Raw genomic sequence first — 16,604 nt, forward strand, 5'->3', positions numbered from 1 at the left:
ATATCCTCACGAAATAATGCTGCGCTGCTCCGGGAACAGCTCGTTCATGATGTCTGTGGCGTCGGCCGATTTCTTCGAAGTCGTCGAGCCAGACGATAGAGATTTCGGCGTGGCTGTTTGCGCGCCGCCGACGAGATCATTGAAGCGCCGCAGCGTGTTCAATCGACCCGTGAAATTGTGACCGGCTTGCGGATTTGCCTTCGTGTAGCCCTGCGGCTGTTCGAAGTGCATTTGCGCAATCGCCAGTTGGTCTGGTGACGACGCTGCATCCACCATGCCCTTCTCTGGCCGGTTTCGAAGCTCATTCAGGGCGAAATCGCTTTGCTGCTGCCATGTCGGAGCATTATTGCCGGCGAACTTTCGCATGGCGTCGAGACGATCGAGCCTATGACCGAACAGGCCATATCCGGTTCCGCTGTCGTGTGAGGCGCTCGGATTAAAACCACTTTCCGATCCAGCCGCGCCGGTGAGGAGAAGCGCCTCGTTCTTCGATGCGCCCTTACTCGTCAGATAATCGAACATCTCGCGCGGCGACGGAGCGCCACCAGTCGATTTGTCCAGCGCGCCGCCGTAGGTGATGTTGATCGTCCCGTTGCCGGATGCGCCATTCGTTGATCCACTGGCTGGCGTCACAGGCGTCGTCTGGCTCGTTGCTGCCGGCGTCGCATCGCTGCTCGCCGCAGGCGTCGTCGAAGCAAGCGCCAGCTCGCGCTCGCGCGCCTTCAAGAGCGCATCGTTGAGATCGGCCTGCCGCACAGCTCCGTAGCCGGAGCCTAGCCCTTGGAAGAACGATCCGATGCCGATCCCCGCACTCATGCCGCCCTCTTCCTCATCTCTTCCTCGGTTCGCGACCCCTTCGTCATATTGTAAGCTGCCGTCACAACTTGCATATTGCTAGGGTGATGATCGCCGCCACGGGAGAGCGGAATTATGTGATCTACATGGTATTTTACGCCAGTTTGTAGCTCAAGTCTTGCCGCTTCCTGGAAGAGACGCTTAACATTTTCGTGATCTTCATTCGTCCAATTTATCTCGTGTCCACGCTTTAGTGCTCTCCGTTTACTTGTATGTTTAAGCCTTATCGCGTGGCCTTCTGGCGTAGCCCTATATATAGCTGCATATCCTTTAACTTTTACACCATTATCAGCCCTGTATCCATCTTGGTAATTAAGAAGTTTTTCTCTATTATAAGCATAGTATTTCTTGAAATATTTAGCCTGATAAATTCTAACATTATCTAAATTATCAATACGATATTTTGCTTCATATGCTCTTATTTCATGTTTTTTATCTGATCTATATTTAATCTTGTATTCTCTGACATGCTCAGTATTTTTCACAGCCCATGCGGCTGTCCCAGCACGTGAGCAGTCTACGCATTCACCATTCGATACCTTACGTTCAGATATATGACCATGCTTGCATCGATTTCCAGTGAAGTATCTTTTGATACCAGCCGTCTTCGCTTCGGACCTAGAAATAATATCTTTTAAAAACATTATGCGGCCCTCCTCGACATGATGCTTTTGGCCATCGTCCGACTCGACTCATTCACAGGCTTCTTTTCGTCATTGTCGGACTTGCCTTTTAGTTTTTCAACTTGTTCGGCCAATTCTTGCACACCGCCCATAACGACGCCTAGTGCGTCAACAACATGGATTGATCGACCGTCCCCCAATCCGGTCTCTCGTTGAAAATCTTGGGCCATGACGCCTACATGCCGTTCTCGATCCTGTCCATCCTTGTAGCGCCAAGCAGAAACCGGCATTTTCTTGAGTGCGTCGAGAATGCCTCTGACCTCGCGCTTGTCTTCCTTCGCGTCTTCATCGGACTTGTAGAGCCCGAGGCCGAGACCGGCGAGCGAGCCAAGTCCGCCGAGGAGCGCGCTCGTTCCTGACGCATTCTGTTGAGCTTGGTAATTGGCCTGACTCGTCGCGTTATTGTATATGTTTCCCCACATATTACCGGCAGACGAATTTGCCGATGATGCGCCGGAATAGCCGGTGTTCATGATACTCTGGTTGTTGAGCCATGACTGCTGCGTGGAGAGGTTGTTGCTGTTTGCGCTCGATCCAGCGTTGACGCCGAGACTCAAATTACTCGACGCGGACGACGGGAGGCCGTTGCCCATATTGATCGCATCAGCCTGGAGTGAGACGGCCTGCGTGCGAAGGTTGTTGCGTGCGACGTTCTGCGCTCCAGCCTCGGCGAGCGCGCCTTCTGTTCCAGCGGCGCGATCGATGCCGGCCCACGCACCGCTGTCGGGGCGAACGCCCTTCGCGGCCATGGCGCGCTCGCGCTGCTGATCCTGCAATGCGACATTGTTCGCGACATCAGCCTTGGCTTCAGCCGCCGCCTTCGCCTGATTGTCGGCGCTATCCCAATTGTTTGCCTTCTCGATAAACTTGTCCTGCAAAGGCTGAAACACGCTCTTGTAACGGTCGCGATCTTCCGCCGCCCAAGTGTTCGCCTGATTTTGCGCCGTGAGCTGCGAGTCTGTGACCTGCTTCGTCAACGCATCATTCGCCGCCTGACGATCGTTTGCGATACCAAATTGCTGCTTCGAGAAGTCGAGCCAATCTTGCCCGAGCGCAGTTTGCTTGTTCGCTGCGTCGGCTTGCTGAGCTGCGGCAAACGTGGCAAGCGCGCTGTTCGACGATCCAGACGACTTACCCATGCTCCGTCTCCTTGATCCAAATGCACTCCTCGCGGAGCATCCCCATGACGATCTCATCGTCGTGGGCTCGCGCGTGAATGAGGCGACCCTCGAATTGAAAGCCGAGATTGATGGCGTTTATAATAGCCGGCTTATTGCTCGCAGCGATCGGTGCCGTTATGCGCCGCAAATCGAGCTGCAAAAACGGAAACGCAAAAATGCCATAGAGCATTCCACGTGTCGCCCAGCTTCGCTTTCCATTCGTGGCGATATGCGCGCTACACGAAGCATCCATGAACATGTTATAAAGCGTCACTGCGCTCAGTTCGTCGCCATCATAAATCGCGAGCGCCTGCGTGTCGCGCGGCCAGACGACGCCGCCTATGCGCTCAGCCGCCCAAGCGATCTCGTCATCGCCCGCAATGACGAGTCGTTTCATCCCTGTGACGATAAGAGGTTCCATGGCGCGCCATTGTAGCGCGACGGATAAAATCCGACAACCTAGCTCCAATAGGTGATGACGATTATTCCTTGCGTCCCGAGGCCGCCTGCGGGCGTCGTTCCGAACGGGCCGCCTCCTCCGCCGCCGCCCGCGCCATAGAGGCCGCCATCACCACCAGGGGAGCCAGAGACGGGCGGATTGACCGAGCCGAATAGGCCGCCGCCACCCGAGCCGTGCGTCGCGTCCCATTCAGCGCCGGCTGCACCTGCCGCGCCGCCGAGGCTATTGTCGCCACGGCTGTCGTCAGCATCCTTGCCGGCCCCATTCGGCCCCGCCGCGCCGCCGCCCCGATTATGGCCGTTGCCGCCGGAATAGGTCACGTCGCCGATACCGCTCGCCGCTACACCGCCTGCGCCGCCATGGTTCCCAAATGCGTCGGAATAGCCGTTTCCGCCACCCTTAGCCGCGCAAATCGAAGCGCCGAACGTTGCCCCTCCGAACCATGTGTCGCCGCCGGGGCCAGCCGATATTCCACCATCGCCAACTGTGAACAGATAAAATGATCCTGGCGTCAGCGCATTCGCCTTCGATGAATAAGCGCCGCCGCCGCCGCCCGTGTAGCGCCCGCCGCCGCCGCCACCTAGGCATTCGACCAAGCTGCCGAACGACGCGATCAAATCAGGCGGCGCGGTCCACAACGAGCCCGAGAGGAGGAAAACCGTCCTCTTCGTCGGCGGGCCGCCGGAGTCCACCATGCCGCACAATCCGGGGAACATCAGCCGACGCTCTTCGCGAGAGAATATTGAATGAACGTGCTCGTGATGACTTTGTAGCTCAACAGGTCAACGGAATATGGAGACGTGGAAAGCACGATAGGAACCGAGAATGCCGTCTTCCAATATGATCCGAGCGTGCAAAGGCGACTTCCAACGCTATCCTGGACGATGCGTATTGTTCCACATTGCCCCACCTTTGCATTCGTCGGATTTGCGAGCGTGAAGTCTGAAGTTGGGCCGGCTATCAGGAAATTGATTCCAGCGCCGAAATCTGGCGTATATGTCGTCCCGGCCACAGTGATCGTTTTTTCCGCTGCATCTCCCCATACGATATCAGCGGTGAGTATCTTGCCTGTCGATCCTGATACGAAGTTTCCAGCCGCCGCAAGAAGATTGCTCGTCAGATAAAGCCCAGAAGCAAGCGCCGCATTGATCTTGTCGATCGATAATCCGGTTGTGGCGAGAATATCGTTCTTGGCGCTCGTCAGATCACCGACTAGGAGCGCGCGACGCGTCCCGTCTGCTCGCTCTCCTGTGAGGCTTTCGAGCTTCTCGCGCATCTTGTCGAATAGGCGATCGTCGGATGTTCTCATTGCGATCCTCCACTGACGATCGCAAGCTCGCTCGGAGACCACGCCAAGAATGCGCCAGTCACCATGCGCTCGCCGGTAATCTCTATCTCCCACGTCTTCGCGAGAAATCCAGCCGGAAGGCGCGCGACTGCATTTTCTTTCGTCACAGTGCTGATGAGATTGCCATCGGCGTAGACGCGAATTCCGAACGGAACGGTATTCGCGGACGGGGCCGATCCGAACGCCCCGCTATCACCTACGCCAGTGACGAACGTAGCATCTTCGATGACAATAAACGGGAGCGCCGTTAGATCGCCAATACCGACTTGAAGAGTCTCTGTGTCGGCCAAGATAGCGCCGAAATTGACATGACCAGAATGAACGAATTTCTTCGATCTCCACGTCACATTCATGAACGACTGACGGAGTGAGTCCCACTCAGTCGCGATCTGCCCATTCACGCCATAGAGCTTTCCAGCTCCTATCTCGAAAAACAGATAGTCTGAATACATATCAACTCTGACGATGAATGGCTGTTCGCCTGTTAGATCGATGATTATCGATCCAATCTCGTTCGATCCATCGACGTTTGTGTAGTTGTAGCAGGCGACATACCTACCATCATATTGCGCCGAAATGAACGTGTCTGGTGACATTTTCAGCCACTTTTCACGCGAGATAATCTGGCGTGTCGCAATCTGAGCGCCGGCGGACGAGATCGTGACAAGGCCATCCGTGGATGGATAGGCGACAACATAGCCGAGATCGACGATACCGCGCTTGTTAACGCACGGATAGTTGACTTCCAACTGCTCCATAATCATCTGGTCTGGCGTCGTGCCGGAGACGACATACGGCTGTCCCGTCGTCATGACCGCGACAGATGACCCAAACGAACCGAGCCCGACGATATCGAAGTTTGTTGTCTGGACGTATTTTTCTGGCCAAGCGTGAGGAAGCCACGGCTCCGAGAAATATAGCTTCTTGCCGACGAAGCCGGCCAACATTCCATTAGGAAGCGATATTATTCCAGTGAGATTGCTTGGTGGAGGATCGTAATTGAGAGAGGTGATCGGCTCTTGGATCGGATTGTCCTCGACGACATCAATCCAGCTCGGCGTCGGGACGGGGAGGACAACCTCAGCAATGAAATAGAAATCAGTGACGCCACTCGCGCTCGTTTGAGATCGATAAATGCGAATGCGGTTGTAGTTTCTATTGTCTGGCGGTGCGACGAAACCAGTCAGCGTCACATTCATGCCGCCACTACGCAAAACCTCGTTGCTCGATGGGCTAGGAGCTGACTCCTCATCGAATGCGGTGACGTATGTATATGCGTATATGACGGTCGCCTGCGTCGCTGGGTCTGGCGTTCCTGTGACAGATGCAGATAAAGCGGACGCTGGCGATTTTACGGCGAGCGGATAGACGGTCGCGCCATCCAAAACGATCTTCGGCTCACCGTCTCCAGTCATGTAGAGACGATTTGCGGCGATCGGTGCCGGAACGACATCTACGATTGTGTTCCACTCGAACCAAGTCGTTCCGCGCTTGTAGAACATGATATTGCCGGAGACGAGCTTACGATACTCGGCGGGGTGTCGAAACGGAACGATAGCGCCATCAATGAGCCGACAATTGCGCGCGAGCTGCGCTGCGCTATCTGGCAGAAGGCGCGGGATTGTTCTGGGGATTTCGCCGGAAAAGCCTGTGATCCCGATCACGATCTACCCCGTCAAAGTTCGAGCGTCGTTGAGCCGACAAAGCCAGCAGCGGCGGCGGCTTTGGTGCTTGCGGCCGTCGATCGCGCCGCATCTGCGGTAGCTGCTGTCGTCGTCACAGCCGCATCAGCATTGTTCTTGTTGACCAGGGCCGTCGCCACCGCTGCGGACGCATTGGCCGCTGTCGTTGCGGCCGCCGACGCCGCCGTGTGCGCCTGGGCCGCCGTCGCCGCCGCAGCATTGTAATCGGCCTGCGCCTGAAGCGCCGTCGCCTGATAGGCGGGGTTCTGAGCGGCGGCGACGAGCCAGACGTTCATGGCCCCGAGTTTGGCGTTCGCATCAGCGTCATAGGCCGCAGCGGCGGCGTTCTTGGCGTCGAGGTCCGCATTAGCCGCCGTGAGCGCTGAATTGGCCGATGCGTAGGCTGACGCCGCGCTCGCTGCGGCAATCGTCGCGTCATAGTGCGCGCTGTCTGCCGCCGCCGATGCTGCCTTTGCATTCTTCGCTGTCGTCACGAGTGCCACAAGTGCATTATCGGGAGATATCGTGCAGACGCCAGCATTGGCCGTTGAGAGCGTGCAATTTGTTGGAGCGGATAGTTTGGCGGAGAATTTCAGGTCGCGATCTGAAACCGCCAAGATCGGCACATCGAACGAATTTGATGTCTCCCCCGGCGCGAAATTCAGCGTCCCGCTGACAGGTGTAAAATCGGAGCCGGAGACCGCCGTCTTCCCAACCGTGGAATAGTTCATCGAGATCGCAAGCGAATGGGCTTGGCTCAGATTGACGGTGTATGTCGCTGTGCGCGTCATGCCGATGGCACCGTAATGTTGTCGATGTAGGCGACAGGCTGCGAATCAATAGCCGCGCCTGGGAGCGTGCAAAATGCGGTGTCGCGCTGGATCGTCGCCTTTGTCGGGGACGAGAGAGCAACGCTGAATTTTTCCTCGGCGCTTCCTGGAATATCGTTTCGAACTGGCACCGCGATCTGGGCAACCGTCTGGCCAGGGGAGAAGCTGAGCGTGCCGCTGACCGGCGTGAAATCGCTTGGCGAGACGGCGGAGCCAGGAACAGTCGTGTAGCCGACCGTGATAGTCTCGACGCTCGGGCGAGATAGATAGACGCGAAAAATAGCCGTGCGTGCCATCCGTCGAACATACGGGAAAAATCCGACGAAGGCAAAGTAGCGCCCGCGAGAAATTCGCGGTCCATTGGCTTCCTTGTTGGGGTTGGCATGGAGGGGGGTAGTGTGGTTTATGGATCGCCGCAATTGCACAAGGCAGTTGCAGGCCGATAGCTGGGCTGGTTCATGCCCGACCGTTACTTGGAGGACCGGATGTCCCTAAAAGCGGCTTTTGCTCGCCAGCGGGCCGTGATCATGGCGCTGATGCTCCGTAACATCCGCACGCGCTTCTTCGGTCACGGCCTGGGCTATCTGGTCGCGATCGCATGGCCGCTCGTGCATACGCTGATCATCATCGGAATCTTCTACTTCAATAACCGAATGGCTCCCGTTGGAGAAAGCACCCTACTTTTCGTGGCGACCGGCGCAGTGCCTTTTCAAGTGCAGGCCTATCTATCCACCTTCATGATGATGTCGGTCCTTCAGAGCAGACCTCTCTTCGCCTTTCCAGAAGTCAAGGTGATGGATGCCCTACTCGCGAGCATTGTGCTGGAGGTTCTCTCATCCTCCACTGTCGTTCTGATTCTAATTGTGATCGGCGCCGCTTTCGGCGAGAATCTGATGCCGCGAGACTTGGAGCAGGCGGCAAGCGCTTATGGAGCCGCTATACTGCTCGGCGTCGGCCTCGGATTATTCAACGGAATATTGGCTCTGATCATCCCAATATGGGCCATGATGTTCGCGGTATTCCGCATTTTGCTATGGGTTGCCTCAGGCACTGTTTTTTTGCCCGACAGCCTGCCAGAGCCCTATCGCGCGATACAATCCTACAATCCGATCGCGCAATCAATCGAATGGATGCGTTACGCCTATTATGACAGCGTGGGGGCCGGATTTCTGGACCGCGCCTATGTCGTAAAGTTCGGAGTCGTGGCGATTTTCGTAAGCCTGTTGGTCGAACGCATGACGCGCGGCCATGTATTATCGGCTAGATAGCTGAAGCGGAACGGTGTAGAATGCCAATTGTCCAAAACGAGGATAAGATATGAGCAGCATAACCGAGACTCAGAAGCTTGCTATCGAATACGTTCTCAGCACGGGCGCGGAGCGTGCTGTTCGAGCATGTGACGCCGATGGAAATTGCGGGGCCTATAGGGGAGAAAACGAAATCATCGCCTATGGCACGCTGCCGAGCATCGATCGCCCTGGCTGGTATTTTGCCGGCTATGCGGACGATCTAGCTGCGTGGCGGTGACCACCACTGTAGATCGCAAGTTCGCCCGTCAAGCCCTCGGCCTGAGCGCCGAGGGCTTTGTTATGATGGCCCCTACCAAGTGCAGGCTGTAGAGCCATCGGATGTCTTCACCCACGCCAACGCGACACGGTCCATTACGAATTTCGATCTGGAATATTTATTGCTGGTTTCTTGCTAAATATGTTTTTAGCACCGAAAATATATCCATTCCGCTCATGATTACAAATGGCAGCATAATTATTGCCATGACATAATCATGAGCAACCGCGATGATCTCGATAACCAAAAATCCCATGGCCTTAGCGCCGAGGAACATTCCACAGAACAGGGCATCAAATTCGTTCTTGCTGATTTTATCTTCGCTCATCTTTACATATCCTTGCTCTGGACGTTCACAGTCAATTTAGCCGCTCCGTGGTGATATAGTAACCAAACGCAGGTGTTCCAGTTACGCCAGCAAGGTTAATGCCCCAGCTTACGTTAGTGGAGACGTTTGCGAGAAGTATCCGACAATCTGACGATGTTTCCGCTGTGCTAGTCAGGTCAAGCGGAGCCGTGCTTGTAAATGAATGGGCAATGCCGTCGTTCCATGTTAAGGAGAAAGAGGCCGTTCCAGCAGTTCCGGCGGTTTGCGTGGTAAGGTAAGCGCACACACGATACAGGCTTGTCATCGATGCCTGGAAGAGCGTTCCACTCTGGTTATTCGTGCGGTTCGACGCGGACAACGTGGGGAATTCTATACGAGGCAGGTCTGTAGATATTCCTGTGACGTTCGGAGATATCGTAGCGCCGTTAACTTGCTGCATTCCATTTAGATAATTTGGGGCAGATGTATAATACGGAGAGCCTACTGTAAAAACGGCTTGGCCAAGCACCCCTGGGTCCTTAGCAAGCGCTCCACCTACAAGCGAATTTGCCGTTGGGTATATGGAATTTTTTGAGTAGTCGAGAACCAAACCATACGAAGCCGCAGAATACGCTCCGAAAATCAACGGGTTAATAAATAGATTGGTGTCAGCGACTGCGAGGTATATTCCGACTCCGACGTTACCCGGCGTAAGCGTTCCGACGCTAACATTCAAGTTTATAAATGTGTTCAGGGAAGGGTCGGTAGAGCCGTCCGCCGGACCGTCAAGAATAAGCCCTATAGCTCCATTGTGATCCGATGTTGCTATGAACATGTTTTCAATGATATTTCTTCCGGTATTATAAACCGCCGACCCCGGATAGCCAGCGCTTGAATACGTGTCCAGAACGACGCTATGGCCTATGAAGTTATTTGCGACGACACCCCGCGAATACCCGTCAGAGGCTGCATGTAGTTGGAATGCACTCGCCCCAGAATTGTTCCCGTAGAAATAGATATTTTCCAACCCCCAACCATTCAACGGCCCGTCGAACGAAACAACCGGGCCGCCGGAAGCCGGTCCGGTCCAGGAAAACTGCACGCACGGGAGTGGCGCGGCAGGGACAGGTGTCAGCATTACATCACCATTGCCGACGATATGCACACCACGCCTAGTGGACGGGGTGGTTGATGTCCCGTTTCCGATATGCACAGTGGAAGTGAAGTTGTAAAATCCGCACTGATTAATCTTAATCGTGCCGCCCTTATCAGGCAGAGCATCTATCAACGCCTGGAGTTTTACGGAGTTAGAAGATGATCCTGTGTTATCTAGCCCCGCCCATGCAGCATCCCAAACCGAGTTTGGCGTTTGCGCTATCCAGCACTTTCCGTCAGATGTGGGAAATTGTGTGACGCCGTTACCCGCGCCTGCGCCCAGCGAACAAGCAGAACCAGACGGGACGAAAATAAGAGGCTCGCTATCCCCGAGGGCGTAATAACCGAGCCGTGCGACCGCCGTCGCATAAGTGCTAGGAAGAGACGACAGCGCTGTATTGTTCGCCACGACAGCTTGCACCGCACCAAATGTTGCAAAACCATTGGCGCTATTCGCAGCATTACCAAGCGCAGTAGCGACGCCAGCACCAAGGCCGGAGACGCCCGTAGAAATCGGCAATCCAGTCGCGTTTGCCAAATTACCGCCGCTCGGAGTCCCGAGTGCACCGCCATTAATAATTGGCGATCCAACTATCCCAACATTTATCCCGAGCGCATCTGCAATTCCGGTCCCAAGTCCAGACAAATCCGTTCTAGGAACGGTCGTGCTAAATAGCACGGAACCGCCAGCCGCACCTTTCACGTATCCGGTTCCAGGAAGCTTCAAGTTTCCGAGGACCGTCGTGTCCTGATACGTCGGGGAGCTGTATGCGGCATGCGCGACGCCGCCGGAAACGACGAGCGCGATTATTGAGGCTGAACTTAGAAATCGCGCGGCATTCATGACGTCCCTCATTTCGATATCTCTGGCGATCCATCATTGTTCCACGCTGTTCCAGGCGATCCTGGAAACTTTGGCAAATATGATACATACGCTCTAAATAGAGCGTCGAATTGAGCGAGAGACATAATAAGCCTAACATCGCTCAAAGTTGACGGATTACCAGAAGATATCTCAGGTGAGCCATCATTGTTCCACGCTGTTCCAGGCGATCCTGGAAACTTTGGCAAATATGATACATACGCTCTAAATAGAGCGTCGAATTGAGCGAGAGACATAATAAGCCTAACATCGCTCAAAGTTGACGGATTACCAGAAGATATCTCAGGTGAGCCGTCGTTGTTCCACGCTGTTCCAGGCGATCCTGGAAACTTTGGCAAAACTGACGCATAAACACAAAACAATACATCAAACTCTTCTATTGATACAGTTACAAAACCGCTTGAAGATTGAGCATTAGACGGTGCGATATAAACAAGTATAGTATCAATTTTTATCTGACCATCGCTTGTGTAAGCAATTATATCAATTGAATATTTTGACCCTACCACTCCTCCAAAAATTTTGAACAAAGCTCCGTCACCACTGTCAACTATAGTGCTTGCATATATTGAAATAGCTGGAGACGTTGCTGGATTGCAATAAAAGTCAACGCTAGATATTGTTGAACCATAAGATAGCCAACGAGAGTAGTCGATGAAGTATGTGATTTCCTCAAGTGACCGCTGTCTGAACGATCCAGCGAACGAAACCCCCACGTCAGACGCATGGAAGCTTTGCATTCTCGACCTGTTGACCGCCAAAGCCATGACTATGCCTCAGAAGAAAGACGATCGAGAACGAACATGGCCACGCTGCTGGCCTCGCTTGTTTCGCGCGAAATATCGATCGCAGTCAGCGCGAAACTCGGACGACTTCAGCGTCGCCAATTGCGGATTTGTGTATGGTTGTTCAGGTATCATGAGAATGCGCGATAGAGCGCCATTAGCGATCGTCTCAGCGAACTCCTCGAACATGAAATTCGGTATCGCGTCAGCATCTTGAGATGGTTTCAAGAACAAGCTTATTTTCAGCGTCCCGACGCACGGCGGAAGCACAGCGACGGAGTTGTGGCGCACTTGGCAGATCGCGTCAGGAATAACGCCGTCGTTACTCTGCGCAGTCGTAACGGGCCAGGAGGAGGGCTTTACCTCGTCGAATGCAACTCTGTTTAGCGGGCGTTCCTGATACTCATATGCTCCGCTCAGCTTGAACCACGCCTCTTCGATCTCATGGATCGAAGCCTGTGAAGGGCATGGGAGCAGCTCGTATTCATCAGACGTAACGTCGATCTCCTGCACCAATCGCCAGCACCGTGTCTTCTTGCAAAAGTCGATTGCCGCGAGCAAAAGGTTCCGCTCGACGAGCGGATCGCTCGCCGACATCGCGTATGGCGACACATAGGAGTTGATGTCGCACAGCGGCGTCACGCTCTATTCTCCTGCGCTGGCTTGACGTTGAGATTGCGGTTCGCGTCATTCGCGATGCTCACGTTGAGCGCGTTCATGAACTGGCTGTAGTATGCCGCCGCGCGAGCCGCACTGCCTGCGAACTGAGCGTCCTTAGAGAAGGACCGATAGAGGATGTAATCGACGATGATGTTCTCGTAGACATCGTTGATGTCAGTGATCGGCGTCGAATAATTTGAGAGCAGCTCTGGATTGGCCGGCGATACGATCTCGGCGACGCCAGGATGGACGCGCGACACGATTACATCGACGACGCCGGTCCCATCATTCGGCGGATAGACCCAGAATGCGTTCGGATCGTTCTGGTCGAACGCGACATTGCGAACCACGCGAGCCTTCCGCGTCTTCACCTGATCCTGCCAATATGGCGTCTGAGCGTCTAGCATGTCCTTATCGACCGTCTTGATCGAAAGTCCAGGATCGCGCGGCGACTCCGTAACGGTTTTCAAATTCGTCGTGATGCGCAGAATGCCAGTATATTGGCCGTCGATCTTCTGATACGAGCCGACGCCCATAAGAGTGATGACTGGCTTGGCGAACGCAGTCGGCTTCACCAGGGAGATTTCTCTGAGCGCGTCGTTGAACCACAAGCGCATTTCAGCCAGCGGCCATCTCGTGCTGCCCTCGTCTTGCAGCACGATCTTGGCCCGGCTGAAAATGTCGCTCGGGATTACCGTCACTGACGCGCGGCCTTCTCACGGATGGCTTCGATGAGGCGTGGCTTCGTGAGCGAGCCAGACGGAGGCTCGTTGTAAAGCTCGATGTAGCGCTTCGTCAGCGCGATCTTGTCCAGCTCTTCGAGTCCGTTGTCGGCCGGCTCCTGCTCTTGCTCTTCGTCTGGCGTCGGCGCGGGCGCAGGCTCTTTCACCGCAGCCTTTTCGACGACCACGCGATAGGCTTCCGGGATGCCGAGGAAGCGCGCGATGTGATCTTCATCTTCGACATCGGAGACGTGCAGGCCATTCGCATCCGGCGCAAAATGGTATTTCTTTCTGCCGATCTCGACGTGCGTCCCGCCCTTGCGGAGAAGAGTGCATTGAATTTTCATGTCAACCTCTTTGCAATGAGTTGGTGGAGGGCCGTGGTCCTCCACCGTTTTCGGTGTCTCATGCAACTACGCGCAGCGGAGTCCCCACTTCACTGCGCGTAGAAGACCGTCAAATGGATGATCTGGCCGGCGGCCGCCGCGAGGTCGGCGCTGATCTGAAGACCAAGCGAGCGATCGGTGGTCGCGACCGCAATCTTCTGACCGGCGACGGCCGTCTGACGCACGATGCTCGTGTGAGCCGTCGCAACCGATACGGCAGAGTAGAGATCGGTTCCGACCGTGCGCGCGCTGTCGGTCGAGCCGACCGTGCCAGACATGACGCCAGCGCTGATCGTCTTCGCGCCGAGATCGGTCTCGGACCAAAAGAAGTAGTCGTAGATGTCCGCGCCGGCCGGGAGGATGCCGAGTTCGAGCTTGTCCACGGCGAGGAGGCCGGCTGAGGCGTCGTAGATGAACTCGGCGACGTGCAGTGCGCCGGCCGTTTGCGGACGCGGAGGCGTCTCGCGAAGGCGGCCGTATTTTCCCTGAATGATGGCAACCATGATCTTGCTCCGAGAAAGAGTTGTTCAGACGCCGCCGATCAATTCGGCGACGCTGCGGCGGTGTCGATGGCGATGACGCCGAAGTCGCGGCTGTTGAAGCGCGTCTTCTTCACGCCGATGATCGTGCCGGCGACGACGGTCGGCTCGTTGCCGTAGTCGTCCATCTCTTCCTTCCAGGTGAAGCGCAGGCCGCCCGCCGTGCCGTAGGCGACGACGCCGGCCTGACGGCCAAGGAACAGCGCCCGCGCGGCGGCGACGTTCGCGCCGGCTCCGTAGTCGCTGTAGCGGATGACGCTCGCGTGCGAATGCAGCACGACGTTGTTGATCATGCCGAGGCCGCCCTGGAAGATCGGGTTCTTCCGACCCTCGGCCGCCGCAGCCGCCTTCTGGATTTCGAGCCACCCGGTCGTATCGGCCGTGCGAAGATCGTATTCCTGGAACGGCGTCATCAAGCAGACGTAATGAGGCTCGCCGTTGACGGTGACGGGCAGCATATTGGCCGCGTTCGGATCGAGCGCGCGCATCATGGTCGAGGCGATGACCGCCTTCTCGACGACGCCCTTCGTGAACTTGTCGGTCGAGGCGAGCGACGCCTTCGACGTGGCCACGCCGCCGTAGATGATGTGCTGCGCATCAGGAGCCTGGAGCGCATTGCCCGCGTGGCCAGTGTAGTCGGTGTCCTCGATGAAGTCCTGATTGATGCCGCGCGCGCCCGCGAGATACATGAAGTGCATCTCGTCGATATACTGCGACCAATAATCGGACAGGCGATCACGCGCGACCTTGCGAAGATCATGCGACGTGCGCTTGCGGGACATCTTGCCGCCGGCCGAGACCGGGTGACGGAGCTGGTCAATCGCGACTTCATCGGTGTAGAAGCGGAGGTTTTCCTCCTTGCCCTTCACTCGATTGTCGCCGGCTGTGGGCTTTCCGCGCAGCAGAACGGAGAGGTCGAACGACACACGATCGCCCGCGTCCGACTCCAGCTCCGTCTTGCGCTGAATGATGCTGTTTGCTTCCTCGCCGATGAACTTCCGAGTGAAATAGCTCTTCTTGTTCTGCTCGACGGAAAGAAAGGCGCTCCAGCGCTTCTGCGCCTTCGGGTCGCCAAAAGGAATGACTGTTGCGGTCATAGGACGTGCCTCATGAGGGTTTTGAAACCCGCATCAGGCACTCTTGCGCCATCGCGTTCGACGGAAATTATCCGATTTCAGTTTTCACTTCAAGCGGTATTGAATTGGGCTTGTCAAGAATTTCTTTGCGGCTCGCTGAGTTGACGGTGACGGCGATATCCCTGTCCCCATCGATCGACAGTCGCGCCTTCTTGCCGGATTTCTCTTCCAGCTTCACAACCACGCCGCCTATTTCGATGCTATCGCCAGCCGTCAACTCAGCGAACCACATTGTTTTTGCTCCTATTATCGCTCGTAGGCGATGCGCTCTTCGTCAGTCAGCCGAGAGACGGCGCGCTCGTAAGCTGCCGGATCGGTTTCCGCCAGTCTGTCGAGCTGCGCGAAGCGGCCATCGGTCGTCTCCGTGATCTCCTCAGCCGGAAGCCTGGCGAGCGTCGGCGGAATGACCGGCTTCGGCTTTGGCTTCGGGGCTTCTCCGTCGCCGACCTTCTTCTCCGGCGCGCCGCCGAGGTCGGCGGTGAACTCCCGATACGCCTTGTCGAGCTGAGCGCGGTTCGAGAGATTGGCGTTCTTCGGATCGCCTGTGACCGACTTCACATACTGGTCGAACGCCAGGAGCGCGCGCTCTCCGCGATCGGCGATGTGCTTGGCCGTCGTCGAAAGGAAATCCGACACGTCCCGGTTCCACTGATTGACGATTGCGTTCTCGTGCGCCTCGCGGCCGATGTCGGCCTTCAGCCGTTCGCGCTCGATCTCGTTGCGCTTCTCATTCAGCGCTTCGAGGCCATCCGCGTATTCGCGCGCGGTAATGTCGCCGTCTTCGAACTTGGCGACGAGCGCGTCTCGGTCGGCCTTGATCGCCGCCGTGCGCTGTTCCGCATCCTTCGGGCCAGAGGTGGGGAGAATTGGCGCTGGATCGCTCCGCAGCTCTTCCGGCTCCGGTTCCTTGTCGGCCGGCTTCGCCGCTTCCTCGGCCGGCGCGACCGCAGGCTTCGCCTCCGGCTCGTCGTCTCCTGTCAGGTTGTCGATGAGCGCCAGCTCTTCGGCCCCGCCCTCGATCTCGGCGATCTCTTCCGCCGTGAGTCCTTCGTAGTTCGGCTTGTCGGTCACTTCCGTTCTCCCTGCTTCTCTTCGATCAAAAGGACGGCCGCAGCCGCATAGACGATCGCGCCGAGCAGTTCGTGCTTCGCCGCGTCGAGTTGTCCGCGCTCGACCATCGTCGTGGCCTCCTGCGCCTTCTTGCAGATTTGGAACGTCTGGCCGCCGACGCCGACCATGCGTGCGATCTCCATGATCGGCTGCTTGTCGAACGGCTTTCCGTTCCCGTGGCGCTCCTGGCCCTTTCCGCCTTTCGACTGGTGATAGGCCGCCGATAGGATGCGAAGAAGCGCAAAGTGAGTGTCAGGCTCTCCCGGCTTCGCGTGGCAATCTGTCATCGCTGCTATTTTTTTAGCGATAATAAGATCATCGACGAATTCATCCAATT

At 56.1% G+C, this 16,604-nt stretch carries 22 protein-coding genes; 3 read left to right on the forward strand and 19 right to left on the reverse strand.

Annotated elements, in window-relative coordinates; genetic code table 11:
• Window positions 1–6: 6 nt before the first annotated feature.
• From K369_RS07045 to K369_RS25405, 3 genes are read right to left on the reverse strand one after another with little or no spacing between them, the layout of a single operon-like run.
• Window positions 7–816, reverse strand: coding sequence for a phage tail tip lysozyme (locus tag K369_RS07045; RefSeq protein WP_036289528.1), 810 nt, complete (start codon window positions 814–816; stop codon window positions 7–9).
• Window positions 813–1,499 (reverse strand): HNH endonuclease domain-containing protein, encoded by a 687-nt coding sequence (locus K369_RS25400; RefSeq protein WP_036289530.1) that lies wholly within the window; start codon window positions 1,497–1,499, stop codon window positions 813–815. Before K369_RS25400 ends, K369_RS07045 begins: the two co-directional genes overlap by 4 nt.
• Window positions 1,499–2,677 carry a tail fiber domain-containing protein gene (locus K369_RS25405; RefSeq protein ID WP_084570542.1) on the reverse strand — a complete coding sequence of 393 codons (1,179 nt, stop codon included), beginning with the start codon at window positions 2,675–2,677 and terminating at the stop codon, window positions 1,499–1,501. Before K369_RS25405 ends, K369_RS25400 begins: the two co-directional genes overlap by 1 nt.
• Between K369_RS25405 and K369_RS27375 the strand changes: the two genes are divergently transcribed.
• Window positions 2,676–3,134: a hypothetical protein gene (locus K369_RS27375; RefSeq protein ID WP_210165045.1), complete on the forward strand. Its 459-nt coding sequence runs from the start codon at window positions 2,676–2,678 to the stop codon at window positions 3,132–3,134. The two genes, K369_RS25405 and K369_RS27375, sit on opposite strands and share 2 nt — an antisense overlap.
• Window positions 3,135–3,157: 23 nt before the next feature.
• On the opposite strand, the gene K369_RS07070 is transcribed toward K369_RS27375, so the two are convergent.
• Genes K369_RS07070 through K369_RS07090 form a run of 5 tightly spaced genes read right to left on the reverse strand, consistent with a single transcriptional unit; the run spans window position 3,158 to window position 7,314 of the window.
• Window positions 3,158–3,874, reverse strand: coding sequence for a hypothetical protein (locus K369_RS07070; RefSeq protein ID WP_051949120.1), 717 nt, complete (start codon window positions 3,872–3,874; stop codon window positions 3,158–3,160).
• Window positions 3,874–4,467, reverse strand: coding sequence for a hypothetical protein (locus K369_RS07075; RefSeq protein ID WP_036289534.1), 594 nt, complete (start codon window positions 4,465–4,467; stop codon window positions 3,874–3,876). Before K369_RS07075 ends, K369_RS07070 begins: the two co-directional genes overlap by 1 nt.
• On the reverse strand, window positions 4,464–6,170 hold the full coding sequence (locus tag K369_RS26255; protein ID WP_036289536.1) for a hypothetical protein: 1,707 nt from the start codon (window positions 6,168–6,170) through the stop codon (window positions 4,464–4,466). Before K369_RS26255 ends, K369_RS07075 begins: the two co-directional genes overlap by 4 nt.
• Window positions 6,171–6,181: 11 nt before the next feature.
• The gene (locus K369_RS07085) at window positions 6,182–6,979 is read right to left on the reverse strand and encodes a Calx-beta domain-containing protein (RefSeq protein ID WP_036289538.1); all 798 of its coding nucleotides are present in this window, start codon (window positions 6,977–6,979) and stop codon (window positions 6,182–6,184) included.
• Window positions 6,976–7,314 carry a Calx-beta domain-containing protein gene (locus K369_RS07090; protein WP_036289540.1) on the reverse strand — a complete coding sequence of 113 codons (339 nt, stop codon included), beginning with the start codon at window positions 7,312–7,314 and terminating at the stop codon, window positions 6,976–6,978. The genes K369_RS07085 and K369_RS07090 overlap by 4 nt, the downstream gene beginning before the upstream one ends.
• 162 nt (window positions 7,315–7,476) lie before the next feature.
• Between K369_RS07090 and K369_RS07095 the strand changes: the two genes are divergently transcribed.
• Together K369_RS07095 and K369_RS26260 are read left to right on the forward strand one after the other, a co-directional pair.
• Window positions 7,477–8,286, forward strand: a complete 810-nt coding sequence (locus tag K369_RS07095) for an ABC transporter permease (RefSeq protein ID WP_198033058.1) — start codon at window positions 7,477–7,479, stop codon at window positions 8,284–8,286.
• 49 nt (window positions 8,287–8,335) lie between these two features.
• A complete protein-coding gene (locus tag K369_RS26260; protein WP_156967770.1) occupies window positions 8,336–8,545 on the forward strand; it encodes a hypothetical protein in 210 nt (69 codons plus the stop codon).
• Between the two features lie 157 nt (window positions 8,546–8,702).
• Here the strand turns inward: K369_RS26260 and K369_RS07100 are convergent, their stop codons facing one another.
• From K369_RS07100 to K369_RS07140, 11 genes are all read right to left on the reverse strand, one after another.
• Window positions 8,703–8,912, reverse strand: coding sequence for a hypothetical protein (locus K369_RS07100; protein WP_036289543.1), 210 nt, complete (start codon window positions 8,910–8,912; stop codon window positions 8,703–8,705).
• 31 nt (window positions 8,913–8,943) lie between these two features.
• Complete coding sequence (locus K369_RS26265) at window positions 8,944–10,749, reverse strand: hypothetical protein (RefSeq protein WP_156967771.1); 1,806 nt, start codon at window positions 10,747–10,749, stop codon at window positions 8,944–8,946.
• A 149-nt stretch (window positions 10,750–10,898) separates the two neighbouring features.
• Window positions 10,899–11,696, reverse strand: coding sequence for a hypothetical protein (locus tag K369_RS26270; RefSeq protein ID WP_156967772.1), 798 nt, complete (start codon window positions 11,694–11,696; stop codon window positions 10,899–10,901).
• Between the two features lie 9 nt (window positions 11,697–11,705).
• Window positions 11,706–12,356 (reverse strand): hypothetical protein, encoded by a 651-nt coding sequence (locus K369_RS24560; RefSeq protein ID WP_156967773.1) that lies wholly within the window; start codon window positions 12,354–12,356, stop codon window positions 11,706–11,708.
• Entirely contained in the window at window positions 12,353–13,075 is a 723-nt protein-coding gene (locus K369_RS07110) for a DUF6682 family protein (RefSeq protein ID WP_036289544.1), read from the reverse strand. Before K369_RS07110 ends, K369_RS24560 begins: the two co-directional genes overlap by 4 nt.
• The gene (locus K369_RS07115) at window positions 13,072–13,488 is read right to left on the reverse strand and encodes a hypothetical protein (protein ID WP_198033060.1); all 417 of its coding nucleotides are present in this window, start codon (window positions 13,486–13,488) and stop codon (window positions 13,072–13,074) included. The genes K369_RS07110 and K369_RS07115 overlap by 4 nt, the downstream gene beginning before the upstream one ends.
• Window positions 13,489–13,532: 44 nt before the next feature.
• Window positions 13,533–13,985, reverse strand: coding sequence for a hypothetical protein (locus K369_RS24565; protein ID WP_051949123.1), 453 nt, complete (start codon window positions 13,983–13,985; stop codon window positions 13,533–13,535).
• 38 nt (window positions 13,986–14,023) lie between these two features.
• Window positions 14,024–15,118 carry a N4-gp56 family major capsid protein gene (locus tag K369_RS07125; RefSeq protein ID WP_036289548.1) on the reverse strand — a complete coding sequence of 365 codons (1,095 nt, stop codon included), beginning with the start codon at window positions 15,116–15,118 and terminating at the stop codon, window positions 14,024–14,026.
• Between the two features lie 67 nt (window positions 15,119–15,185).
• On the reverse strand, window positions 15,186–15,389 hold the full coding sequence (locus tag K369_RS07130; protein ID WP_036289550.1) for a hypothetical protein: 204 nt from the start codon (window positions 15,387–15,389) through the stop codon (window positions 15,186–15,188).
• A gap of 14 nt (window positions 15,390–15,403) precedes the next feature.
• Complete coding sequence (locus tag K369_RS07135) at window positions 15,404–16,228, reverse strand: hypothetical protein (protein ID WP_036289552.1); 825 nt, start codon at window positions 16,226–16,228, stop codon at window positions 15,404–15,406.
• Window positions 16,225–16,602, reverse strand: a complete 378-nt coding sequence (locus K369_RS07140) for a hypothetical protein (protein WP_156967776.1) — start codon at window positions 16,600–16,602, stop codon at window positions 16,225–16,227. The genes K369_RS07135 and K369_RS07140 overlap by 4 nt, the downstream gene beginning before the upstream one ends.
• Window positions 16,603–16,604: the final 2 nt, after the last annotated feature.

This window comes from Methylosinus sp. PW1, assembly GCF_000745215.1.
GTDB lineage: Bacteria > Pseudomonadota > Alphaproteobacteria > Rhizobiales > Beijerinckiaceae > Methylosinus.

Coding starts and splice junctions, on each gene's coding strand:
- K369_RS07045 (WP_036289528.1), bottom strand. CDS start 816: ATGAGTGCGGGGATCGGCATCGGATCGTTCTTCCAAGGGCTAGGCTCC.
- K369_RS25400 (WP_036289530.1), bottom strand. CDS start 1,499: ATGTTTTTAAAAGATATTATTTCTAGGTCCGAAGCGAAGACGGCTGGT.
- K369_RS27375 (WP_210165045.1), top strand. CDS start 2,676: ATGCTCCGTCTCCTTGATCCAAATGCACTCCTCGCGGAGCATCCCCAT.
- K369_RS25405 (WP_084570542.1), bottom strand. CDS start 2,677: ATGGGTAAGTCGTCTGGATCGTCGAACAGCGCGCTTGCCACGTTTGCC.
- K369_RS07070 (WP_051949120.1), bottom strand. CDS start 3,874: ATGTTCCCCGGATTGTGCGGCATGGTGGACTCCGGCGGCCCGCCGACG.
- K369_RS07075 (WP_036289534.1), bottom strand. CDS start 4,467: ATGAGAACATCCGACGATCGCCTATTCGACAAGATGCGCGAGAAGCTC.
- K369_RS07085 (WP_036289538.1), bottom strand. CDS start 6,979: ATGACGCGCACAGCGACATACACCGTCAATCTGAGCCAAGCCCATTCG.
- K369_RS07090 (WP_036289540.1), bottom strand. CDS start 7,314: ATGGCACGCACGGCTATTTTTCGCGTCTATCTATCTCGCCCGAGCGTC.
- K369_RS07095 (WP_198033058.1), top strand. CDS start 7,477: ATGCCCGACCGTTACTTGGAGGACCGGATGTCCCTAAAAGCGGCTTTT.
- K369_RS26260 (WP_156967770.1), top strand. CDS start 8,336: ATGAGCAGCATAACCGAGACTCAGAAGCTTGCTATCGAATACGTTCTC.
- K369_RS07100 (WP_036289543.1), bottom strand. CDS start 8,912: ATGAGCGAAGATAAAATCAGCAAGAACGAATTTGATGCCCTGTTCTGT.
- K369_RS26270 (WP_156967772.1), bottom strand. CDS start 11,696: ATGGCTTTGGCGGTCAACAGGTCGAGAATGCAAAGCTTCCATGCGTCT.
- K369_RS24565 (WP_051949123.1), bottom strand. CDS start 13,985: ATGGTTGCCATCATTCAGGGAAAATACGGCCGCCTTCGCGAGACGCCT.
- K369_RS07125 (WP_036289548.1), bottom strand. CDS start 15,118: ATGACCGCAACAGTCATTCCTTTTGGCGACCCGAAGGCGCAGAAGCGC.
- K369_RS07130 (WP_036289550.1), bottom strand. CDS start 15,389: ATGTGGTTCGCTGAGTTGACGGCTGGCGATAGCATCGAAATAGGCGGC.